Below are 22,064 nucleotides of genomic sequence, written 5' to 3'. Positions count from 1 at the left end.
TACCTCTATGTATACCAACTTTAGCAAAACCCACGACCGGCGTCGCATTAGAAGCGATAGCGAGCTCCCAGGTAGTAACGCGGACCATAAACGTGCACCTCGCGCACGCTGCCCGGGATCGGCATGTCCTCGACGCGCTCCTCGTTGTTCAAGTTCGAGCCCTGGAACGACAGGCTGAGGCCGTCGGTCAGGCGATAGCTGGCGCGGAAATCGATGACGGTCGCATCCCGGACCACGCGATTCTGCGAGGCCGCGCCGACGAACTGCTGGTAGTAGCTGGAGCGGTACTTGCCGATCAGCTGCAGCTCCACCGGGCCGATCTCGTAGTACAGCGAGCCCGACGCGACGTGCTTGGACAGGCCGAAGATGTCGACCGGATCGATCAGGCCCGGAGCGATCGCGCCGGTGGCCGCGTCCTGCTGATCGCCGAGGCGCAGGTCCTCGGTTTCGAAGGTCGACTCGGCGTAGCTGTAGCTCGCCTTCACACCGAACCCGTCGAACGGCGCCGGCAGCATCGAGAAGCGATACGAGCCGGTCAGCTCGATGCCGTAGATCTCGCTCTCGTCGTCGGAGGTGCGCGTCAACGTCACCGGCACGGTGATGCTCTCGCCGCCGATGTCATAGGTCTCGTTGACGACGATGTTTTCGAACCCGCCCTGGAATTGCTTGTAGAACAGACCGGCGCTGAACAGCGAGTCGCGATTCAGATAGTACTCGGCCGACAGATCCACGTTCCAGGACATCAGCGGCTGCAGCGCCGGGTTGCCGGTCGAACGGATTTCCCGGACGGCTTCGGCCACCGAGCCATACGAAACGCTGTCGTCGAAAGTGAAAATGCGGCCGGCGCCGAGATCTTCCGGATCGGGCCGTGACATGGCGCGGAACAGACCCAGGCGCAGCCTCATGCGATCCGACATGTCCGCCGCCAGGTTGAAGCTGGGCAGCCATTTCTCCGAGCCGCCCTTCTGACGCAGGGTCAGGAAGTCGCCGGTTTCCTCCAGACGAATCGTGCCATCCGGATTGTTGATGACGTTGAGCGCGCTGCGCAGGCCGAGCGACGTCACATCGGTGTCGACATAGCGCACGCCGAAGTTGCCGCTCAACGGAATCGAGCCGAAGTCGGTCGCGAAGGTCGCCATCACATACGCGGCCTTGCTGTCTTCGGTGACATCCCGGTTGGCGATATCACGAGTATCGTCGGTGCGGCCCGGGTCCTGCGTGCCGAGGAAATTGTTGAACAGGCACAGCGCGTCGAACGTGGCCCACGAGGAGATCGGCTGACCGCCATCGGTGTCCGACAGGAAATCATCCTGCGGGAAGCGCGAGTTGCGGCATGCGAGGTTCGCCGCCGCGATCTCCGCGCGGTCGCTGATGCTGATCTCGCGACGATCCTGATTGATGTCCCAGAACTTGTGCTCGGCAAGTCGCGCGCCGACTTGCAGCTGGGTGATGCCGCTATCCGCGACCTGGAACGTGAAATCCAGTCGGCCGGCTTCGATCTCGTCGTTGCGCACTTGTTCCGTGCGGCGCAGCCGCGCGTCGGCGCTGAAGTTATCGGCGTCGTTCACGTCGAAGTCCGGATCGAGCGTGATGCTCGGGAAATATCCGGAGGTGGCATCGTAGGTATAGCCAACCCAACGTTGCCCCCTGATGCCAGCGACGGGCTGGCCATAGATGTCGCGATTGCTGGTGCGCAGGCGAACCTCACGATCCATGCGCGAGCGGTAAGTATCGGAGACGCCGTAGTCGAGTGCGACGCTGATGCGATCGGTCACATCCCATGCGACATTCAAGCCGCCGCCTTCGTATTCCTCGATCTGATTGCGATACAGCGGTGTGCTCTCCAGTGGGCTTTCGCCGCTGTACGAGAGCAGCACGCCGCGCTCGTCGAACACGGCCGAGTCGCCGTAGCCGCGCATGGTCTCGGAAAGGTTCAGCGTGTTCCGGCGCTCGGTGAATTCATTCGTGGAGTTCTGATAGTCGAGATTCACCACGACGTTATCCAGGGGCTGCCATTCGACAGCGACGAACGCCGCTTCACGATCGTCGGTCTCGTTGAATTGCGTGAACGCACGGCTACCCGTCGTGAGGTAATACGGTGTGCCGGCAGGGACTGCCCCGCTCGCGTAGTCATCCGGTGTGACCTGGGCGCAATTACCATTCAGCGGCGCCGGCGTATCGCCGCGACACGCCACCCAGGTGGAGCTCGTCGAGTACATCTCTTCCGGATTGCTGCTCTGGCCGCGCTGCACGCCGACGGAAACACCGATCTCGCCCAGTGAGCCGAGTTCGAACTGATCGATGTAATTGAGCGTGCCGCGCCAGCCGAGACCGTTGTCGTCCACCAGGCGATCGTCATAGCCCTGGTAGATGCCGCGCACTTCGCCCTGCAAGCGCTGACGGCCGAAGGAGAGCGGCCGCACCGTCTGCATGTCGATGATGCCCGCCACGCCGCCTTCGACGAAGTCGGCCTGCTGCGATTTGTAAATCGCCACGCCGTTGATCAGCTCGGAAGGAAACATGCTGAAGTTCACCGAGCGATCGCCGCTGCCGTTGGTGGCTTCACGGCCATTGAACGTTGTCGCGCCCAGGAACGGGCCGAGACCGCGCACGGCGATTTCCGAAGCGCCGCCCTTCTCGCGATGAGTCGCGGCGCCCGTGATGGTCTCGATGGCTTCGCCGATGGACAGCGCCGGCAGATCGCCGATGTCCTCGGCGGAAAGCACGTCGGAGACGACGCTCGCTTCACGCTTTGCTTCGATGGAAGACTGAATCGAAGCGCGGATGCCGGTGACCACCACTTCTTCGACTGCGGAATCGGGGGTCGTGCTCTGAGCCTGCACGACGCAAGGCGCGGCGGCCATCAGCAGCAGATAACGAACTTTGCAGCCCCCGACGCGCACAGTGCGCTGACGCTTGTACATAGCATCCCCCGAATCTTGTTGAGTGTTGCCGGCGTCGGCCGCGACGCCGGCTTGTCGCTATATATACCAGCGTTCAGACCATTTGTTAATACCAAACTGGTCTGGTTATCGGCATCAAACTGGTATGCACATCAAGAGAAATACAGGCCGCCGTTCACATCCAGGTTCACGCCCGTCAGGAACGAGGCGTCGTTGGACGCCAGAAAGGCGACCGCCGCCGCCACTTCATCGGCATTGCCTTCGCGCCGCAGCGGCGTGTTGCCGGCCGTGGCCTTGCGACCTTCGGGCTTGGAGAAAATGTCGTGGAAGGTGGTGCCGATCAGGCCCGGGCAAAGCGCATTCACGCGAATGCCCTGCGGACCGAGCTCCTTCGCCAGAGCGCGCGTGAAGGTCATCAATGCGCCTTTAGAAGATGCATAGGCGCTGGCGCCAGGCCCGCCGCCATCGCGGCCCGCTTGTGAGGAAAAGTTGATGATCGACGCGCCGCTGCCGAGCCACGGCCGAGCCGCCTTGGTGACCAGAAAGGCCGATTTGAAATTCAGGTTCATGACCTGGTCCAGAAAGGCCTCGTCCATGTCGTCGAGCGACTTGCGGGCGACCATGCCGCCGGCCAGGTTCACCAGGATGTCGATGCGATCGCCGAACGCCTGACGGCTGGCCGCAATCAAGCCGGCGACGTCGGCCGAGCGACTCACATCGGCTCGATGCAGGATCGCGGTCCCGCCTCGAGCCAGGATGTCGTCCACCGTGCGGCGCGCGTTCGCCTCGTCATTGCAGTAGTTCACCACGACCTTGGCGCCTTCACTGGCCAGTCGCAGCGATACGGACCGGCCAATGTCGCGACCACCACCCGTCACGATGGCCACCTTGTCCTTCAACCTCGTAGTCATGCCTTATCCTCTTGCACCACGGTGCTTGAAACAGAACGTCTGGCGTCCACCGGCCCGATCACGCCGCCGCACAGCCAGAGACAAACCAGTGACATCGGCACCAGCGCCGCTGCCAACGCAAAGATCGGTGCATAGGATTCCGCGGTCATCGCGGGCACCAGCCACGTCGTGATGAGCGTGCCGGCGACCGCGGCCGTGCCGCTGATTCCCGCCAGCGAGCCGACGGCGCCACCGCCGAAGAAATCACTGGGCAATGTTTGAATGTTGTTGATCGCGACCTGGAAGCCGAACAGGATCACGGCGATGAGCAGCACCGCATTCATGGGATCGGCGGCGCTCATGGTCAGCAACAGCGGCGGCATCATGATGATGCCCCCCGCCGAGATCACGGTCTTACGTGTCGCGTTGATGGACCAGCCGCGACGGATCAGCACGCCTGCGAGCCAACCGCCGCTCAAGCTGCCGAGCATCGCGCCGACGAACGGCACCCAGGCGAACGCGCCGATCTGTTTGACGTCGAAGCCGAATGTTTCGGCCAGATAGATGGGCAGCCAGGAAACGAACAACCACCAGATCGGATCCAGAAAGAAGCGGCTCAGAATGACCGCCCAGCTCTGCCGATGTTTTAGCAGCTCACCCCAACTCGGGCTCGGCGTCGGCACGCCGCCGCGCGCATGCTCGTCACCGAGAATGTGGCGACGTTCCGCTTCGGACAGCCAGGGATGTTCTTTCGGATCGGCGCGATAGAACCACATCCACGGCAACAACCAGAGAATGCCTAGCAGGCCGATCAACAGGAACGTGGTGCGCCAGCCAAACTGAGCATACAAACCGGCGACCAGAGGCGCCGAAACGATCGCTCCGAGCGCTGCGCCTGAATTGAAGATGCCTTGCGCCAGCGCTCGTTCACGCGCCGGAAACCAGGTCGCGCTCGCTTTGGTCGCGCCCGGCCAGTTGCCCGCTTCGCTGATGCCGAGCGTGAACCTCAGCACCGTCAGCAGACCGCTGGAACGAACCAGCATGTGCAAGGCGATCGATGCCGACCACACGACGATCGACACCGCGAAGCCCAGGCGCGTGCCGATCACGTCGAAGACTCGCCCGAACAAGGACTGTCCGATGGCGTACGCGATCATGAACACGGTGACGAACAGCGCGTAGTCGGTCTTGTCGGCGCCGATGTCTTCGGAGACGGCGGGCCACATCACTGCCAGCGCATTGCGGTCGATGTAGTTGATGACCGTCGCGAGTGCGATGAGTCCGATGACCAGCCAGCGCATGCCGGAGATTTTCATGCTCGTCCTCGTCACTGATCGAAGCGGCCGAAATGACCCTGCCAGGATCGGGGCCGGCCTGCGATGTTCACGCTGTGAGTGGCGTCGCCATCGACCGCATCGGCGATGGTAAGAATGGTGTTCCTGCCGTCCGCCAGCTCGATCTGCACGACATCAGCATCCGCCGTGCGCGTGTAACGCAACGCTCGCACGCCGCTCTGACTACCTACTGTTGTTTCATTCGCGCCATCGTGTCGCCCGTGCGGCTCGAGCAGGCTGACGAATGTGACGTTCGCCGCGTTGGTCACGCGCTGAATCAGCACCGGCTCGCGTCGCAGGTTGAAATTCGGATCGTTCGCGCCGCTTTCGGCGAAGATCATCTGTGCACCCGATGGCGGCACGACGCGGTATGTATAGAAGCGGCCGTCGTTCAACCAGGTGACGAAGTTCTTGTCACTGCTGGGCGCGCCGACAGCATCGACCCACAGGTGCTGGTAGCCATTCGCGCGCCCGAGCACCGGTCGCGCCGCGACGTTCGATTTGTGAGGAACGGCCAGGTTGATCAGATGGCCGCTATAATGAAGCGGCAGATCGAACTGCGCAGGCGTTGCGCTGGTGGCTCGCAACACGTCGACGACGAGCGGAGATTCGTAGCCGGAGATTGTGAGTTGCGCGATCGTGCGGCGGAACGTGACACCGGGATACGCGCTCGATATTTCCGCCGTGCTCAGCTGAGTCGCACCCCCGCCGGCGAAGAACAATTGTTCGGGCGCGTTCTTTTCCGCCGTTTTCAGATCGCCATTGAAATGGCTCCGCTCGTTCACCACCAGCGTGTTGTGGGCGATGGTCTGCTTGGCCCAGCTGTCGTTTTCACGCAGGTAGCGACCGCCCTGCTTGGCCTGGATGTTCAGGAATCGCGCCGAGCCGTAGTCGGTTACGATGGAGTTGCCGTTGTCGTACAGCAGCCAGTTGAGCTTGTCGAAATGGCCATGGCCCATGCCTTGCGCCGTGTTTTTCATCACCAGCGTCTGCGAGGGCGTGCGCAGGATGGCGAGCGCCCCCTGGTCACCTCGCGGCCCGTCGCGCAACAGCCGTGACGCGAACGGGAACGGCTGCGCCTTGCCTGCCGCGATGTCTCGCGCGACCGCGAAGCCTTCGGGCGCAAGTACCACACGGCCCTGCCACTGCGCGATCGATAACAGAGCTGTGTCGCCCGTCACCTGATACGCCGTCGCGACCGCCTGATAGAGCTCGTCGGTCCGCAAGCTCTTGTCCGGCATCGCGTCGTTGATGGGGAAGAAATATCCGTCGTAGGTGAGCTGGATGGTGGTGCGGATGGCCTCGAGCACGATGCCGTCGCGGTACTCGAAGATCTTGCGCTCGGGCTGATTGTTCTGAATGGCCTGCGCGAAGATCACGAACGGCAGCAAGGCATAGCGCTGGTAGTACGGTCCTTCCGCGTAATAGCCGTCGGGCGAGAACAGCACGTCCAGCTGTTTCAGGAAGCCAGCCTTGCCGGTTTTGTCCAGGCCGAGCAGCGCTTTGTCGACCAGCTCGGTGTCTCGCAGCACATAGCCCGTCATGCCAACCGCGGCGTTCGCCCAGGTGGCATGGTTGTGAATGCGGTTGAATACCTGCGGCGAGTCGTCGGACAGGAACTTCGCCATGACTCGGAAGACCTGGCGATCGATACGGCCCCTGTCCTGCGCGGAAAGCGCATCTCGAACGGCGTCGTAACCTTGGGCGGCGTGTACGAGCCATACGCTGTCGTTGAGGCTCTGCCAGAACAGTCGGCCGGCTGTTTGATTTGCGGCGGCCGGATGTGGGCCGAGCTTCGGACACAGGTCCGCATACGCGAGCAACAGGCTTCGTACCCAGTCAGAGTATTGCTGTTCGCCGGTGATTCGGTACAGCAAGCCGGCCTGGTAAATCGATTTGTAATTGCGCTTGTGTTGCTCGTGCGTGTCGCCGCCGCCGGGATCTTTCGGCGTCGGCACCTGGATGCCGGCTTGGATGGCGGCCTCGACTTCTTTACGCGCCCGATCCAGTTCCTGTTGAAACAGCAGGTATTGCTGGGCTTGAGCGCCGCTCTGTGTTGCGTCCCGGGCCGAGATCAGAACTGGACCGGAGGTGCTTTCGGCGCCGTGCGCATTCGCCAGAGCCAGCGAGATTACCGCGCCGAGAATGATTCGGGCTCGCACGCTCACTTCGCGCCTCCCGTTACGTTGCGCTCTAACGCGACCCGTGGTGGGCCTTTCGCGTATAGCTCACGTATCACTGGAGCGGGCGTGTCGGCAAATCTGTTGTCGACGATTGCGGTTTGCGGCGCGCCGACACCGTGCGTGATTTCGATGCGGCCACTGTCGCTGAATCGGTTACCGGCGATGTGTGTGAATAACACGCCTGACAGGCGGAGCGAGTTGCCTTCATCCTTGCCGCTGTCGGCGATGGTCGAGTTCGTTAGCGTAAAGCGAGGACCGAATGTGCTTTCATCTCGCCCGCCGCGGAATACATCAGCGACGCGGCCTACGCGATTGAAGCTGGTGTTGGAGATCTCGATGGTTTCCAGGGCGTAGAGAGGGTCGCCTCCCTCTCGCACCGTCACGGCGAGCACAGCGCCCGAAACATCGGTAAATGCACTGTCGCGGATTGCCAGACGTTGCCCGAAAAACCGTGGGCTGACGGCGATCACATCGAAACCCGCCGCTCGATTCAGATCGACGAACTCGCTGTCGAGGATCTCGACCGCGTAGTGCGCCGGTGCGTTCTTCTCGTCGAGTTTGATGACGACGTTACCGGGCTGCGCAGGCGCCGCCGCCCCCGATATCCTCAGCCCCTGCAACCGCAGCGCCCCACCCCGCCTCAGAACAAACAAAGATGCTTGCTTGAAACGGATGGTCGTCGCTCGCTGTGAGCCGGCGATGGTCAGCGCGCGGTCCACCATCAGCGGCGCGTCGACGACGTACTCGCCGGCAGCGAGTTGAATCGTGTCGCCATTCATGGCGGCGGCAAGCGCGCCGGTAAGCTCGGCGCTGGAGGTCACGCGATGCGTTTCCTCAACGCTGAAATCAACCCCGCCCTTCGACGGCTTCGAATACCACGCAACACCAGTCTCTTCTTTCCGAACCGGGACGAGCGAGCGCGGCGCGCCGACCTGCGCCAATGCAGGATCCTTTGGATACAGTAGCCCATTCTCGCCGCGTGCCAATTCAATCGCGCGCCGAGTGAAACCGGCAGACAATGCGGGTTTGGCGACTTCACTCTGAACATTGCCAGCAAATGAAACGCCGCTCAGCTCCGTCTCGACCAGAAACGGGTCCTGCTCCGTCCGTCCCACGATCAGATTGCGTTCGAACTTGCTATCGACTGGCGGCGCCGACCGCTCGGCATCTGCGCCAGCGCCCAGCGTGATGCGCGCCGCGTCGACAATCGTATTGTTCTCGATCCGTGCACCGGCCACCTGGTGATAACGATTGATCACGGAGTTCGGCACGCCATTCATCACGGCAAATGCGCTGGCGAACCCCGTCCCCGCCACACCTTCCATGTAGTTGCCGCGAATCGTCTGCCGGGCATTGATCACACGAATACCGCCGGTATGGGGCCGGCCATTGCCAAAGAAAACATTGCCTTCGACCAGGTTGTCGTTGCCGTGCCGAAGCACCAGCGAGCCCTGCGACTCGAAAAACGTATTGCCGAGGAAGGAATTGCCGCCGGACTTGTTGGAAACGATTTCCACCTCGCCGTCGCAATGCTCGAAATAGTTGCGCTCGACCACACTGCGGGAAGCGCTCAGCGACTGCTCGCTGGTGCCAATCCGAAGCGTTTCGCCGCCGTTGGAACCGAGCGGCGGCCGAAAGCCGAAGTAGTTATGATCGATGCGATGCCGATCTTCGACCGGCGCATCGCGGATCACCGCCAACGTCACGCCCGCGTTGGTCTTGCCGACGAACTGCGAATGATCGACGCGGTTGGCCTGGCCATACAGGGAAACCCAATGGTCCTGCCGCCGCCGGTCCGACGGATTGAACGCATCGATCACGACTTCAGTGACGCGCGAATGACGGGCGACTCGCTTCGAATCGCGCCGAAAAGAAATCACCTCGTCAGTTGGCGTGTGCCCATCCCGGAACACCAGCCCCGAGACCACGAGATACTCACCTGCGAGCCGCAGATTCGACTGGCCGGTGACGAACACCTTGCCCTTGGTCTGCGCGGTGAGCGTGATGGGTTGTGCGGCCGTGCCCTGCCCTTCGAACAGGATCTTGAAATCGCGCCATTCGCCGTCGGCGAGTTCGATGACGTCACCGGGCTTCACCTGCTTCACCGCTCGCGCGTAAGCCGCCTGGTCGCTGACCCGAATTTCCTTCGCAGCCGCCGAGGTGCAGCCGATGACCGCGGCGACGACCAGCAGCGCTAGCCTGCATTCACGAATGCCTGTCACTCATCCCCCCGAACGTCGTTAGCGGCCGTCAGCGGCGCTGGACTGACACTGTAGTAGTCCTCTCACGATAAAACAACTATACCTGTTATCCGGCCTCTGGTATGTACTAGCCTGGGAACCTACGGAGAGCAGTGATGGCCGATGAATTCAACCGGAGGGCTGGGACCTGGGCCGCTGTGGTGGTCTTAGGGGTTGGCGCAGTCCTCACCAGCGCGTCCGTCCTGGCTAGCGAAGCCCAGCCCACCATCGTCGAACATCGCGACATCATCTATCTGTCGCCCGGCGGTCATGACCTGCAGCTCGACGTCTACAGCGTTGAGTCAGGCCGGAGACCAACACCCGTCTGGATTCATATTCACGGCGGGGCTTGGTGGAAAGGCGCGCGCCCCCACAGCTGGACAGGTTTTTCGGCCTATCTTGAAGCCGGCTTTTCCGTCGTGACCGTGCAATATCGATTGGCCGGGGTCGCGAGCGCTCCGGCAGCAGTGCAGGATGTACGCTGTGCGATGTCGTGGGTCGGCAAGAACGCGGAGCGCTACGGCTTCGATACCCAGCGCATCGTCGTCACCGGCACGTCGGCCGGCGGACATCTGGCGTTGATGGGCGGCATGCTCACGAATGGCAACGACGTGGACCTGCCCGAGTGCCGGGAATCGCCGCTGGCCGCGGCCATCGTGGATTTCTACGGCCCCACCGATCTGGACACCTGGCCGGCGCCGGACCCGGACGGCGGATTCAAACAAGCGCCGCACGGTTCGATCGCCCGGTGGCTTGGCGCAAACGCGGGCGACTCGGCCATGCGCAAGAGAATGTCACCTGTTTCTCATGTGCGTGCCGACTTGCCGCCGATTTTCATCGTGCACGGCGACGCCGATCCGGTCGTGCCGCTGCAGGAGTCGCTCAGCTTGAAACAAAAGCTGGACGCGGCCGGCGCTCGCAGTGCTTTGCACGTGGTGCCCGGCGGAGTACACGGCAAGTTTGACGCCGAGCGCCGACGCGCCATTGAGCAAGACGTGCTGAGTTTCCTGCGACAGCACGGCGTGATCGAAGAGTGACATAGAATCATCGCACCGCAGGGACGGAGCAGTTCATGGCCATTCAGCTCAACCACACCATCGTGCCAGCTCGTGACGCGCGGGCGTCGGCGATTTTCCTTAGCGAGATTCTGGGGCTGAGCGAGCCGGTGCGCTTCGGGCCGTTCTGGACGGTCACGCTCGACAACGGCGTGACGCTGGACTACCAGGACTCGGATGAGGCCATGCCCATCGAGCACTACGCCTTCCTGGTGAGCGAAGCCGAGTTCGACAGCATCTTCACGCGCATCAAGCAGCGCGCGCTGGAATATTGGGCCGACCCCATGCACTCGCGGCCATTCGAAATCAATCGCAACGACGGCGGTCGCGGCCTGTATTGGAACGACCCGAACGGGCACTACCTGGAAATCATCACACGCCCGTACGGCAGCGGTGCTTGAAGATCAAGCCACTGGCCGACTCATCTGCTGCTTGGCGAGATGGCCGCCGAGCAACGCGGCCGGCAAGGTCAACAGCAGGCCGATGAGTTTGAACCAGGTGGGCACATCGCCCGAGCCGATCGCGCTGATCAGCAGCGCGAGCACCCCGAACGCCAGCGCGTTGAAGTACGGCATGGTGCGCGCCAGGCGCGCGGCGAGATAGCCGCCGAGCACGGTCGAAGCGGTGCCCAGGATCAGGCCGAAGGTGAGATAACGCACGTCCTGGAGCAGCACCTGGTAAGCGCGCCGGATCTCCTCCTCCGACAGGCCGGAACCGAAGCCAGGGCCGCCGAACATTGTGGTGAGCAACAGGCTGGAAACGATGTCCACCCCAAGAACCGCGAGACTGGCGAGAATGACCGCTCTGATACTGATGCTGGACATGCAGTAAGAGTAGGAGCATGCGCGGCTTTTGGCCAGCGCCCCGCCGCTCGCAGCCGCGCCGTCATCGATCGAGATCGATGCACCAATTTTCCCAATCGGAGTCCACGGCGCCGCCGTGCTGTCGATAGAAATTTCTGGCGGCGGTATTGTCCGGCAGCACCTGCCACCGGAGCAATCGCGCATTCAGCGAGCGCGCGTGCTCGACCACGGCGTTCATCAACCCGTGTCCGAAGTTTCGGCCCCGCGCCGCTTCGTCGATGAACAGCTCCTTCAGCACGACGGTCGGACGGAGATCGAACGTATAGGGGATGACGTAGATCACAGCGTAGCCCACCAACGATCCGTCGAGCTCAGCCACCCATGCAGTGAACTCCGGCGGACGCTCTGCGGCGAAGCCGCGCTCGAGCAGCGCCTCCACCGTCACCGCGAACCGATCGTCATAGCCTTCGAAACGAGCCAGGCCTCGCATCAGCGACAACAATTGCGGCGCGTCCGACGCCAGAGCAGGGCGGATCATGTTTTGCCTGTCTCCAAAGTGAAGCCTTCGTCCAGCCAGCCCGTGACGCCGCCGATCATCAATTTCACGGGCCGGCCGAGTCGCGCCAGTCGGATCGCGCCACGATGAGCGCCGTTGCAATGAGGGCCGGCGCAGTACACCACGAATACCGTTTGCGGCGGATAGTCGCGCAGCGTGCCCTCGATGATCTTCGCATGCGGCAGGCTCACCGCGCCGGGCACGTGCCCTTTCTCATAGAGGACGTGACTGCGCACGTCGAGCAGCACGAAATCGGCCTTGCCGCTGGACATGGCGTCGTGTACGTCCCAGCAATCGGTTTCGAATTCCAGCGCCGACTCGAAATGCCTAAGCGCGCGGTCGCTGGCAGCGGGCGGAACAGCGGTCACAGCGGTCGTCATAAACGCCTCCAGTGGATCGGTAAAGACATTGTGCGCAAACACAGCTCACGCCCGCACTGGCGCTGACGCCATAGATCGGTAACATCGCGCCATGAGCAAAAGATCGCGACCGCAACGTCATCGGGTGGTGGCTGTGGCCTACGACGGGCTGTGCACGTTCGAATTCGGTTGCGTGGTCGAGTTGTTCGCACTGGAGCGGCCCGAGCTGGCGGTCGAGTGGTACGAGTTCTCGGTGTGCTCGGCCGAGCGCGGGCCGCTGCGCGCCGCCGGTGGAATCGAAGTGCGAGTGCCCAACTCGCTGGCGCTGCTCGACCAGGCGGATACGATCGTGATTCCAGGTTGGCGGAATGCGGACGAACTGCCTCCGCCTGCCCTATTGCGAAAGATTCGCGCTGCTTACGAGCGCGGAGCGCGCCTTTGCACGATCTGTTCGGGCGTGTTCGTGCTCGCTGCCGCGGGCGTGCTCGAGGGGCGAACGGTCACCACCCACTGGCGCTACGCCGAGCGCCTGAGCAGACGCTACCCTGGCGTCACCGTCGAACCCAACTCGCTCTACATCGATTCCGGGCAGGTGCTCACCTCGGCTGGCTCCGCCGCTGGACTGGACATGTTGTTACACCTCGTGCGGCGGGACTATGGCGCCAGGATCGCCAACCAGGTGGCACAACGATTGGTGATTCCGCCGCATCGTGAGGGTGGTCAGGCCCAGTACCTGCCGCGCCCCATGCCGCAAGACGAGCGCAACCGTTTGTCCAAGCTGATCGATTGGGTCCGGTCGCACCCGGCGCAGGCCCACACATTGAAAACATTGGCGCGCCGGGCTGCCATGAGTCCGCGGACGTTGCAACGCCAATTTCAGGATACGGTGGGTTTCGGCCCCTACGAATGGTTGATTCGTGAGCGCGTCGCGCTGGCGAAAGATCTGCTGCAGGCGGGCCGACATTCGCTGCCGCATGTCGCGGAAGCAGTGGGATTCAAATCGCAGGAAACGTTTCGACGGCATTTCCGACGTGTTGCCGGGACCAGTCCGGCCACGTATCGTCGGCAGTTCGCCGCGCGCTGAATCCATCCCGCATGTCACGACGCAATACGCTGCTGCTCGTCCTGAGCTTCGTGGGCTTTATTGCTCTGGGTCTGCCCGATGCGGTCATCGGCGTCGCCTGGCCGGCGATTCGTCGCTATTTTCAGCTGCCGCAGGATGCACTGGGGCCGTTGTTCGTCACTGTGACAGTGGGATCGGTGATTGCGAGCACCGCGACGGGCGCAATCTTGCGCCGCCTGAGCATCGGCGATCTGCTCGCGCTCTCGTGCGCGCTCACGGCGATCAGCCTGTTCAGTTACACGATCGCGCCAAGCTGGATCGTGCTGGTGGCGCTGGGACTACTGACCGGCTTCGGCGCAGGCTCGATCGACGCCGCGATCAATACGCACGCGGCTACACGCTATTCGGCACGCGTAGTGAATGTTCTGCACGCGTTCTATGGAGTGGGCGCCGCCGCCGGCCCCGCTTTGATGACTGCCGTGCTCACGGCGGATCGCGAATGGCAACTCGGCTATCGCATCATCGTAGGCATCGAAGTCGCGCTCGCGGTCGCCTTCGCGTTGTCGCGCAAGCACTGGCCGCCGCCTACGCCAGCCCATCAAGAGCATCATCGTCCGGCGCACCTGTTGGAAACATTGCGACTCGGCAAGGTACAGCTGTCATTGCTGGTGTTCTTTTTCTATACGGGATGTGAAGCCGCTGCGGGCGCCTGGGTCTTTTCACTGTTGTACGAAGCGCGTGACATCGCCACCGCGTCGGCCGGCACCGCGGTCTCGCTCTACTGGGGAGGCTTGTTCGCCAGTCGTCTGAGCTATGCGCTCCTGCCGGCGGATGTCAGCCCCGATGCAGTCATCAAGCTCTGCATCGTGACCGCGCTGGGCGGCATGCTCGCGCTGGCATCGAACGTTCATCCGCTGGTCGACACAGCAGCGATCATGCTGGTGGGCTTTGCGTCCGGCCCGATCTTTCCGTCATTGATTGCAACCACGCCGGCGCGTGTCGGCCCACAGCACACGGCCAACACCGTCGGCTTGCAGATCTCGATCGCTGCGGTCGGGCTGGCTGCTTTGCCGGCCATTTGCGGCTTGATCGCGCAACACAGGGGACTGGAACTGATTCCGATCGTGCTGACGATCTGCTGGTCGGTGCTAGTCGTTGCGTACTGGGCGCTTCGCCGGGTCGAGCTCGCAGTGGCACCCAAGTAAAAAAGCCAGCCGGACCTCCGGCTGGCTTTCCTGGTGACCCGCCGTCGAGATGGGACCGCGCATTGTGCCTTTGCCAAACGGCCCCATCGGGACGACGAGCTTCAACCCATCAGCGGTTACGGTCCCGGTCTCCCGGCTGACGGATGTCCTGCTGGTGCTCGCGACTGCCCTGCTGCCCACCTTGCTGCGGTGAGCGCATCTGGCCTTGACCGGACTGCTGACCCGGCTGGCCGCGCTGCCCGCTTTGCTGGCTTTGCTGGCCAGAGCGGGAGCCGCCGCCCTGCTGGTCCTGGCGGACCTGCTGATCCTGCCGCGAGGGGCTCTGGCCCTGCTGTCGGCCACCCGGTGAGTTCTGTTGCTGCTGATTGCGATTGGCTTCGTCGCCCAATTGCTGATTGCGATCCTTGTCCTGCGGATTATTACGCTCGTTCGACATGTGTCGTCTCCTCGACGCCTGTTGACTGATCTATGAGGTCCCCCGCGAGAATCGCGAAAGGAAATTTCCCTCATCGATGCCGCGCCTCACATCGCGGTGCTAAACGCCGAGACGCGATGCGGAGTTGCATCCGAATCTGCCGATTTATGCGTGGCTACTCCGAGACGAAACCGTAAGTTATAAGCTGTCGCGCGATGTACGGCCCGGCGTGCGACTATCCACGATTCAACCGACTCAATGTTTGTGTCCGGCCCACGCCGGGCTCCAGTCGATACCGTGACGCTCGCCGAGCTCCCAATAAAACCGCGTCCGCGGCCGGTCGTAATTACCGATCTCATTCATGCTTTCGGCGTCGTACAACCGGCCGTTCACCATCGTGTAGCGAACACTGTTGGTATTCTGGATATCGGCGAGCGGGTCACGCTCCAGCACGATCAGGTCGGCGAGCTTACCGGGCTCGATGGATCCGAGCTGATGATCCAGCCCATAGGTTCGCGCGCCGTTGATGGTCGCCGCACGCAGGCTTCGCATCGGCGACATGCCGCCTTCAGCAAGCAACTGCATCTCCCAATGAATGGCGATGCCCGACGCCTGCCCATGCGATCCTACGTTGATGGTTACACCGGCATCGTCGAGTCGCTTGATCGAGCGTCCCACCGAACGGAAACCGATGTCGTAAAGCTCGTCCGCATAATGGATGGTCTGCATGCCACGCACATACAACGGCGCCTCGACTGCCCCCAGAATAGGGTTGTAAGCGTTGTTCACGCCCGGGATGTAGCTGCGGACTTTGCTCTCCTTCCATGGCTCCTGATGCTGATAGATGTAGTTTTCGCCGAACAGTTCGCCGAACGTGACGATGAGCGTCGGCGTGCTCGAGACGGTCGAATGCTTGAACAGCTGGAGCAGATCGTCGTAGTACGTCGCCACTGGCAGGTTGTGCTCGAGATTGGTATGGCCATCGAGGATCATGCTGACGTTATCGTAGAAGTGCCCCGCACCCTCGGCGTCCACCATCAAGCCCCCTTCGGCCGCTGCTTGCAGCAGCCACTGCTTTTGCTCGCGCGTGGTCAGCTTATAGCTCTTGAGAATGTTTCCACCGATCGCGGCCTTCCGACGCACGATGTTGCGCGCGTCTTCCAGGCTGAAGATGGGGTCATAGATGCGGTCCGGCTTACCGGAACGCCCGTAGATCACAGCGCCCGTGCTCAACCAGCGCGGCCCCACCAGCTCGCCTGCCAGAGTCATCTCGGTGGCCTCGTAACTCGTCAGCTCGCTCGCGTATGGATCGAAGTTGGTGGTGACACCGTAAGCGAGCGCGGCGTAGTGTGTCGGCCGCTTCACCGGCGTGATGCCGGTCATGTAACAGCAGTCGATGTGGCCGTGCGCATCGAACATGCCTGGCATGATCGTCTTGCCACCGAGATCGATCACTTTCGCGCCTTTCGGAACAGTGACGCTGTCCATTGAGCCGACGGCTTTGATTCGATTTCGCTCGACGACCACGGCGCCACGCTCGATCACATTCGCGTCGGTCATCGGGATGATGCGCGCGTTGACGAATGCGATCGTTCCTTCGGGCACATCGGCTGGCGCCGTCAACGTGATTGCACGCTGCGGATTCTCAACCAAGCCGTGATCGCCCGGCGCAGTCACGAACAGATCTCGGCCCAGGGTCCAAAGCAACCTGGCAGAGTCCGGCGTCCAGACCATCTCGAATCCGCCGACAGTGGTCAGGCGACGCGCGGCTTCGTTCCCTACTGCGGTGACGGCGAACGGCTCGTCGTGCTCTTTGTAGGGCATCACATAGAGCTGGTTGAACTCTTTGAACGCCAGCCACTGGCCGTTGGGACTCAAGGTGAAATCACCGGTGTCCGCTGTTTCGGCGTACGCGTGTTCGCGAGCACCCTGGCCATCGACGCCGATACTGCGGAGCTGGACGACTCTACGCCCGACGTAGTCCGGCGCACCGAAGAAATAGACGCGCTTGTCGTCAGGTGAGAACTGCGCGAGCCCAGCGGCTTCGGTGAGAAAGCGCTCGCCGCTGCCATCGACATTCACGATGTAGATGCCCACCCGGTCGGCTGCACCGCCCATCGCCCTGTCTTCCTCCATGATGCGATAAGCGATGCGCTTGCCGTCATGAGAGAACGTCGGCTGGCGAATCACGCCGCGGCTGGTGGCGAGGATCCGTTCTTTGCCGCCATTGGCAGCACGCAGCTTGAGAGACGAACCCGTCTCGTCATTCCATTCGACAAAAGCAATCTGCCGCCCGTCTGTCGACCACGCGGGATCGTTCTCGGACTGCGCGGACTTGGTGAGTCGCTGTGGAGCACGTCGGCCGACCAGATCCTGCCGCCACAGTTTTCCGAGAGCACGAAACAGTAGTTCACCATTCGGCGACACGGCGAGATGCCGGAAGATGCGCACGTCGACCTGACCAGGAGCGGCATCGAGCTGCGTGCGCAGCGCATCGTGGATGCGATGGCGCGCCAGCGCCTGAAACGGAATCTGCGTCGCGCTGCCGGTTTGCACATCGATTTTGAGCAACCGCCCTTTGCCCCAGATGGCGACATGCCGATTGTCCGGGAACCAGCCGAATGCCGGGTAATAGTGTTCCTGAGGGATGTAGTCGCCCTGCAGATCGCGATCCAGCTCCTGATACACCGGATGCTGTGTGCCAGCGGTGACGTCATAACGAAACAAAACGGTCTTGGCGCCCACACGGCGAATGAATGCGACGCTGTTGCCATCGGGCGAGACTTCGGGCGTGGTGGCGCTGCCAAATCCGCCGATGAGATCGATGCTTGCGCCAGTCTGCAGATCGTGACGACGAATCACGAAGTTGCTCAGGCCCGTGTTGAGATACACGTAATGATCGCCGCCCTTGCGTTCGGTGTAATAAACATGGCGGCCATCGGGGGACAGGCGCGGCTCCTGTACATCTCTGCCGCTGGCAGGCTTGGGCACCACGACCTGCTCGGGCGCGCCGTCCAGGAAGAAACGGCGCAGCTCTGATGTTTTCATCTCGTACGTGCTGGCAGTGGTCTTCACCGCCACGATGGAACGGCCGTCGTGCGCCCACGCCGGTCCGGTGATCATCGCCAATGTTTCTTCGCTGATCTGACGCGGGTTCGAGCCATCGAGCGCCGAGATCCAGAGGTTGTCGGCGCCGGTTTCGTCGCTGAGATACACCAGCGATTGGCCGTCGGGGCTGAATTGGGGGCTGCGCTGTGCAGCGGGACCGGAGTGGATGGCAGTGGCGGGGCCGCCGGCTGCGGGCATCACATAGATATCGTTGAGCAGATCGAAGGCGATGGTGTTGCCGTCGGGACTCACGTCCAGGCTCATCCACGTCCCTTCGGTCGCGGTGAAGGCGATGTCTCGATATCCGCGATCCCGCTCCGCGGCCGAGAGTCCCTGAGCGGCAAAGACGGCGCACAACACCGCGCATACCGCGGACGAGGGTGGCCCGTTGCAACGTCCACTCATCGATGATCCCCACTGTTGTAGTCGCGGGCGATCTTATCCAACCCGGTTATCCGGGCCGGCGCGTTCTCGGAGCGGCTCGGTGACTGACGGTCACCGGCCGCTCCGAGACACTCGTCGCATCAAGTCGTCGACGTTGGGGGCTTGCGGAACTTCAAGGTCATGCGATCCGACTCGCCGATCGCATCGTACTTGGCGCGATCGAAGTTGGGATCGTGCGCGTCCGCGCCTTCACTGTAGGGCCGCGTGCGCTTGGTGGGCGGCAGCGTCCAGACGCCGAACGGATGATCCTTGGTGTCCTTGGCATTGGCGTTGATCTCCGAGCGCTCCACCAGTTCGAAGCCGGCCTTCTGCGCCTGCTCGATCACGTAGGCTTCGGTCACGTAGCCGCTCGGAGCCTTCGGGTCCTGCTCGCCCGGATTGGCGCGATGCTGCTCGATCGCGAGAATGCCACCGGGCTTGAGCGCGCCGTACAGATCCTTGAGGTATTTGTCAGTGAGTCCGTTGCCCATCCAGCCATGGAACGAACGTGCGGTCAGCGCGAAATCGAACGTGTTCTCCGGCAGCGGGGCCGACTTGGGTCCGAAGTTCACGAACTGCACGGTGCCATAGACGTCCGGCTTCGCCGCGAAGCGCGCTTCGAAATCCTTGCGGCCCTGGCGTGCGGCCTCGGACAGCTCCGGGTTGTCCAGATCCGCCGCAGTGGCGTAGTACTGGCCACCGGTCGCCTTGGCATACGCAGCCAGAATGTCGCTCCACCAGCCGCCGCCCGGCTGCACTTCGAGAATCGTCATGCCCGGCGCGAGCCCCCAGAACTCCAGCGCTTCCTTGGGATGGCGGTACACATCGCGGCTCTTGTCGTCGGCACTGCGCCACTCGCCGTTGATGCTCGCGACCAGCGCATCCTCCGCCACCGGCTGCGTCTCGGCCACGGGCGGCGTCTGAGTGGCGGGCTCCTGCTTGGAGCAAGCCGACAGTGCGGTCAGCATCGCCAGGGCGGACACCTGCGCCACGCGACGCGAGGACGTTAGCAATGAATGCCTCATTGGTTTTCTCCTTCGTTAGCGAACGCGGGACTATGCGCCAAACACGGGCTGAACGCCAAGCATGACGTGGGTCCAGCGGCCGGCTCGAATCGAATCAGCGCTCTGCGGCCGCCGTCAGCTGTTGCTCGGGCTCCGCTGCGGTCACTTTGCAGCCCCACAGCGCATAGAAGAGCACATAGAGCTCGCACACCGCGGTCAGCAGGAAGGAGGCCTGCAGACCGAACATGTCGGCCAGCCGACCCTGCACCACCACCAGCGCGCCGCCGGCGATGGCCATGATCAGCAAGCCGGAGCCTTCTTCGGTGAGCGGGCCCAGGCCGCGAATGCCGAGCGTGAAGATGGTCGGGAACATGATGGAGTGAAACAGGCCGACCGAGATCAGGCTCCACATCGCCAGTTTGCCGCTGGCGAGCACCGTGATCATCATCACCACGAAGGCGCCGATACTGGCCCAGGCCAGCACGTTTTCGGCCGAGAAACTGCGCATCAGATGACTGCCGACGAAGCGCCCCACCATCATGCCGCCCCAAAGCAGGAACAGATAGTTCGACGCCTGCGCGTGCGACATGTTGCCGATCTCGGGCGCGGACACGAAGTTGATGAACAGATTGCTGACGCCGATCTCGGCGATCAGATAAATGAAAATGGCCGGAATGCCCAGCAGCAGATTGCGATGCTGCCACAGCGAATGTTTCTTGCGCTCTTCGGCGTCGACGCGCCGGGTGGCGGCGTCCAGATCCGGCAGTTTGTAACGAGCGATCACGATCGCCAGCACCACCAGCACCATCGCCACGATCAGATAAGGCAGCTGCACCGACTGCGCATCGGCCAGGCGCTGCTCCATGGTCAACGCGGCGGCGCCGCCTTCCACATTGCCCGACGCGCTGCGGCTCAAAATGAGATAGCCACCGAACAGCGGCGCGAGCGTCGTACCCATCGAGTTGAACGCCTGCACCAGGTTCAGTCGCGACGACGCGCTCTCCGGCGGTCCGATGACCGCGACGTACGGATTCGCAGCGACCTGCAGCAGCGTGATGCCAGCCGCGATGATGAACAGCGCCGTCAGGACCACGCCATAAGAAGGAATGCGCGCGGCGGGAATCATCAGCAGCGCGCCGACCGCCATGATCAGCAGGCCCACCACCATCGAATACTTATAGCCAATGCGCTCGATGAGCTTGGCCGACGGAATCGAAGCGAAAAAGTACGCGATGAACCATACCGATTCGATCCAGGTGGTCTGGGTGTACGTCAGATCGAACACGGAGCGCAGATGCGGCAGCAACGTGTTGTTGATGACGGTGATGAATCCCCACATGAAGAACAGGCTGGCGAGCAGCGTGAGCGCGGACTTCTGCGTAGCGGTGATCCCGCCAGCGTGGCTGGCCGGAAGAGAGGACACGGGGGACGCCATCGACTGCTCCGAGGGGGCGGGCTAATTGTCTGAGTATAGCCCAGGTCGGCGGCTCGACAGCAACCGCCGGCTGATCAGTCCGCGCGAGCTCGGCGTATGTAATCAGCAGCGGCGTCGCGGGCCGCGGCCGCCTCTTCGCTGATCCAGTCGCGGAACTGGACGATCTTGCGACTGTCCTGGCGCGCGACCGGCACGGTGAACCAGAACGCGCGGCCATCGGTGGCGACGAGATCGTGCGCAGGCACCAGCCTGCCCGCGTCCAGTTCGTTCCTGAACAGGATGGGCGAGCCGATGGCTACGCCGTGGCCCGCCATTGCTTGCGTGATGTCGAGATACTCCACGGTCAGATGGGTCTTGATGCTGTCGAGCGCCGGCACTTGCTCGAATCCCAAGCTTCGATACCACAACGTCCACCAGTCGGTGCGGCCGAGCAGCGGCACATCCATCGCGCCACGCGGATCGGCCAGCTTCGCGGCAGCCGCCTTCAAGCCCGGCGCACATAGTGGCATGAAGATGCTTGGAAAAAGCCTGTTGACGCGCAGTCCCGGCCAACGACCGTGGCCGTTGCGAACTGCAGCGTCGAAGCGGCCGGCGGTGAGGTCCTGCGCTTCGGCCGATAGCTCCAGCTCGAACTGAATGTCTGGATGCCTGGCGCGAAAGCGTCCGAGCCGTGGCGTGAGCCAACTGGTGCCGAAGGTCGGCAAGGCCGTGATCGACAAGCGCGATTGATCGAGATTGACCGCGTTGATGAAACTCGCGCGCAGAGCCGCGAATGCGCTCATCGCCTCTTTTGCAATCAACTCGCCCGGCCCGGTGAGCTCCACCTTGTGCGGATGGCGGTGAAACAAGGTCACGCCGACCTGCTTCTCCAGCTGACGCACGTGATAACTGACCGATGCCGCGGTCGTGTCGAGCTCGTGGGCCGCCTTGGCGAAACTGCCATGGCGAGCCGCCGCCTCGAAGGCGCGGATCGACACGAGCGACGGAAAGCGGTGATCCCACACCATAAGTTTGACTTAGGGTATAGGCCCGATCTTCGCGTGGTCAACAACGGCTGCGTCTTGCCAACATTCGCTGGTTCACATCAT

The 22,064-nt window shown here is 62.6% G+C and carries 17 protein-coding genes; 4 read left to right on the top strand and 13 right to left on the bottom strand.

The features are described 5' to 3' along the window. Positions 1-47 precede the first annotated feature (47 nt). The 5 genes from JM946_RS25470 to JM946_RS25450 form a co-directional block, all read right to left on the bottom strand. Positions 48-2,924, bottom strand: a complete 2,877-nt coding sequence (locus JM946_RS25470) for a TonB-dependent receptor (protein WP_203170197.1) — start codon at positions 2,922-2,924, stop codon at positions 48-50. A 131-nt stretch (positions 2,925-3,055) separates the two neighbouring features. Then, positions 3,056-3,814, bottom strand: a complete 759-nt coding sequence (locus JM946_RS25465) for an SDR family NAD(P)-dependent oxidoreductase (protein ID WP_203170196.1) — start codon at positions 3,812-3,814, stop codon at positions 3,056-3,058. Further along, positions 3,811-5,109 (bottom strand): MFS transporter, encoded by a 1,299-nt coding sequence (locus JM946_RS25460; RefSeq protein ID WP_203170195.1) that lies wholly within the window; start codon positions 5,107-5,109, stop codon positions 3,811-3,813. Before JM946_RS25460 ends, JM946_RS25465 begins: the two co-directional genes overlap by 4 nt. A gap of 11 nt (positions 5,110-5,120) precedes the next feature. Next, complete coding sequence (locus tag JM946_RS25455; protein WP_203170194.1) at positions 5,121-7,295, bottom strand: alginate lyase family protein; 2,175 nt, start codon at positions 7,293-7,295, stop codon at positions 5,121-5,123. Next, positions 7,292-9,532, bottom strand: a complete 2,241-nt coding sequence (locus JM946_RS25450; protein WP_203170193.1) for a chondroitinase-B domain-containing protein — start codon at positions 9,530-9,532, stop codon at positions 7,292-7,294. Before JM946_RS25450 ends, JM946_RS25455 begins: the two co-directional genes overlap by 4 nt. 134 nt (positions 9,533-9,666) lie before the next feature. Between JM946_RS25450 and JM946_RS25445 the strand changes: the two genes are divergently transcribed. Further along, a complete protein-coding gene (locus tag JM946_RS25445; protein WP_203170192.1) occupies positions 9,667-10,587 on the top strand; it encodes an alpha/beta hydrolase in 921 nt (306 codons plus the stop codon). Positions 10,588-10,622: 35 nt separating this feature from the next. Further along, positions 10,623-11,006, top strand: coding sequence for a VOC family protein (locus JM946_RS25440; protein ID WP_203170191.1), 384 nt, complete (start codon positions 10,623-10,625; stop codon positions 11,004-11,006). A gap of 3 nt (positions 11,007-11,009) precedes the next feature. Here JM946_RS25440 and JM946_RS25435 read toward each other — a convergent pair whose 3' ends face one another. From JM946_RS25435 to JM946_RS25425, 3 genes are all read right to left on the bottom strand, one after another. Then, positions 11,010-11,429 (bottom strand): hypothetical protein, encoded by a 420-nt coding sequence (locus JM946_RS25435; protein ID WP_203170190.1) that lies wholly within the window; start codon positions 11,427-11,429, stop codon positions 11,010-11,012. Between the two features lie 61 nt (positions 11,430-11,490). Continuing rightward, positions 11,491-11,946 carry a GNAT family N-acetyltransferase gene (locus tag JM946_RS25430; protein ID WP_203170189.1) on the bottom strand — a complete coding sequence of 152 codons (456 nt, stop codon included), beginning with the start codon at positions 11,944-11,946 and terminating at the stop codon, positions 11,491-11,493. Beyond that, a complete protein-coding gene (locus tag JM946_RS25425; protein ID WP_203170188.1) occupies positions 11,943-12,344 on the bottom strand; it encodes a rhodanese-like domain-containing protein in 402 nt (133 codons plus the stop codon). The genes JM946_RS25430 and JM946_RS25425 overlap by 4 nt, the downstream gene beginning before the upstream one ends. Before the next feature lie 91 nt (positions 12,345-12,435). On the opposite strand from JM946_RS25425, the gene ftrA reads away from it, so the two are divergent. Further along, positions 12,436-13,407 carry a transcriptional regulator FtrA gene (gene ftrA, locus JM946_RS25420; RefSeq protein ID WP_203170187.1) on the top strand — a complete coding sequence of 324 codons (972 nt, stop codon included), beginning with the start codon at positions 12,436-12,438 and terminating at the stop codon, positions 13,405-13,407. Positions 13,408-13,418: 11 nt separating this feature from the next. After that, on the top strand, positions 13,419-14,591 hold the full coding sequence (locus JM946_RS25415) for an MFS transporter (protein ID WP_203170186.1): 1,173 nt from the start codon (positions 13,419-13,421) through the stop codon (positions 14,589-14,591). Between the two features lie 109 nt (positions 14,592-14,700). On the opposite strand, the gene JM946_RS25410 is transcribed toward JM946_RS25415, so the two are convergent. The 5 genes from JM946_RS25410 to JM946_RS25390 all read right to left on the bottom strand — a co-directional run bounded on the left by JM946_RS25410 (position 14,701) and on the right by JM946_RS25390 (position 21,983). Next, positions 14,701-15,027, bottom strand: a complete 327-nt coding sequence (locus JM946_RS25410; protein ID WP_203170185.1) for a hypothetical protein — start codon at positions 15,025-15,027, stop codon at positions 14,701-14,703. Between the two features lie 234 nt (positions 15,028-15,261). After that, positions 15,262-18,519, bottom strand: coding sequence for an LpqB family beta-propeller domain-containing protein (locus tag JM946_RS25405; RefSeq protein WP_203170184.1), 3,258 nt, complete (start codon positions 18,517-18,519; stop codon positions 15,262-15,264). A 119-nt stretch (positions 18,520-18,638) separates the two neighbouring features. Then, positions 18,639-19,562 (bottom strand): class I SAM-dependent methyltransferase, encoded by a 924-nt coding sequence (locus JM946_RS25400; RefSeq protein WP_203170183.1) that lies wholly within the window; start codon positions 19,560-19,562, stop codon positions 18,639-18,641. Between the two features lie 94 nt (positions 19,563-19,656). Next, a complete protein-coding gene (locus tag JM946_RS25395; RefSeq protein WP_407700595.1) occupies positions 19,657-20,976 on the bottom strand; it encodes a sugar MFS transporter in 1,320 nt (439 codons plus the stop codon). A 74-nt stretch (positions 20,977-21,050) separates the two neighbouring features. Continuing rightward, positions 21,051-21,983, bottom strand: a complete 933-nt coding sequence (locus tag JM946_RS25390; RefSeq protein ID WP_203170181.1) for a LysR substrate-binding domain-containing protein — start codon at positions 21,981-21,983, stop codon at positions 21,051-21,053. Between the last annotated feature and the right edge of the window lie 81 nt (positions 21,984-22,064).

This window comes from Steroidobacter gossypii (assembly GCF_016801985.1).
GTDB classification, from domain to species: Bacteria; Pseudomonadota; Gammaproteobacteria; order Steroidobacterales; family Steroidobacteraceae; genus Steroidobacter; species Steroidobacter gossypii.
The sequence above is the reverse complement of the archived record's forward strand: the minus strand, read 5'-3'. Positions and strand labels throughout refer to the sequence as shown.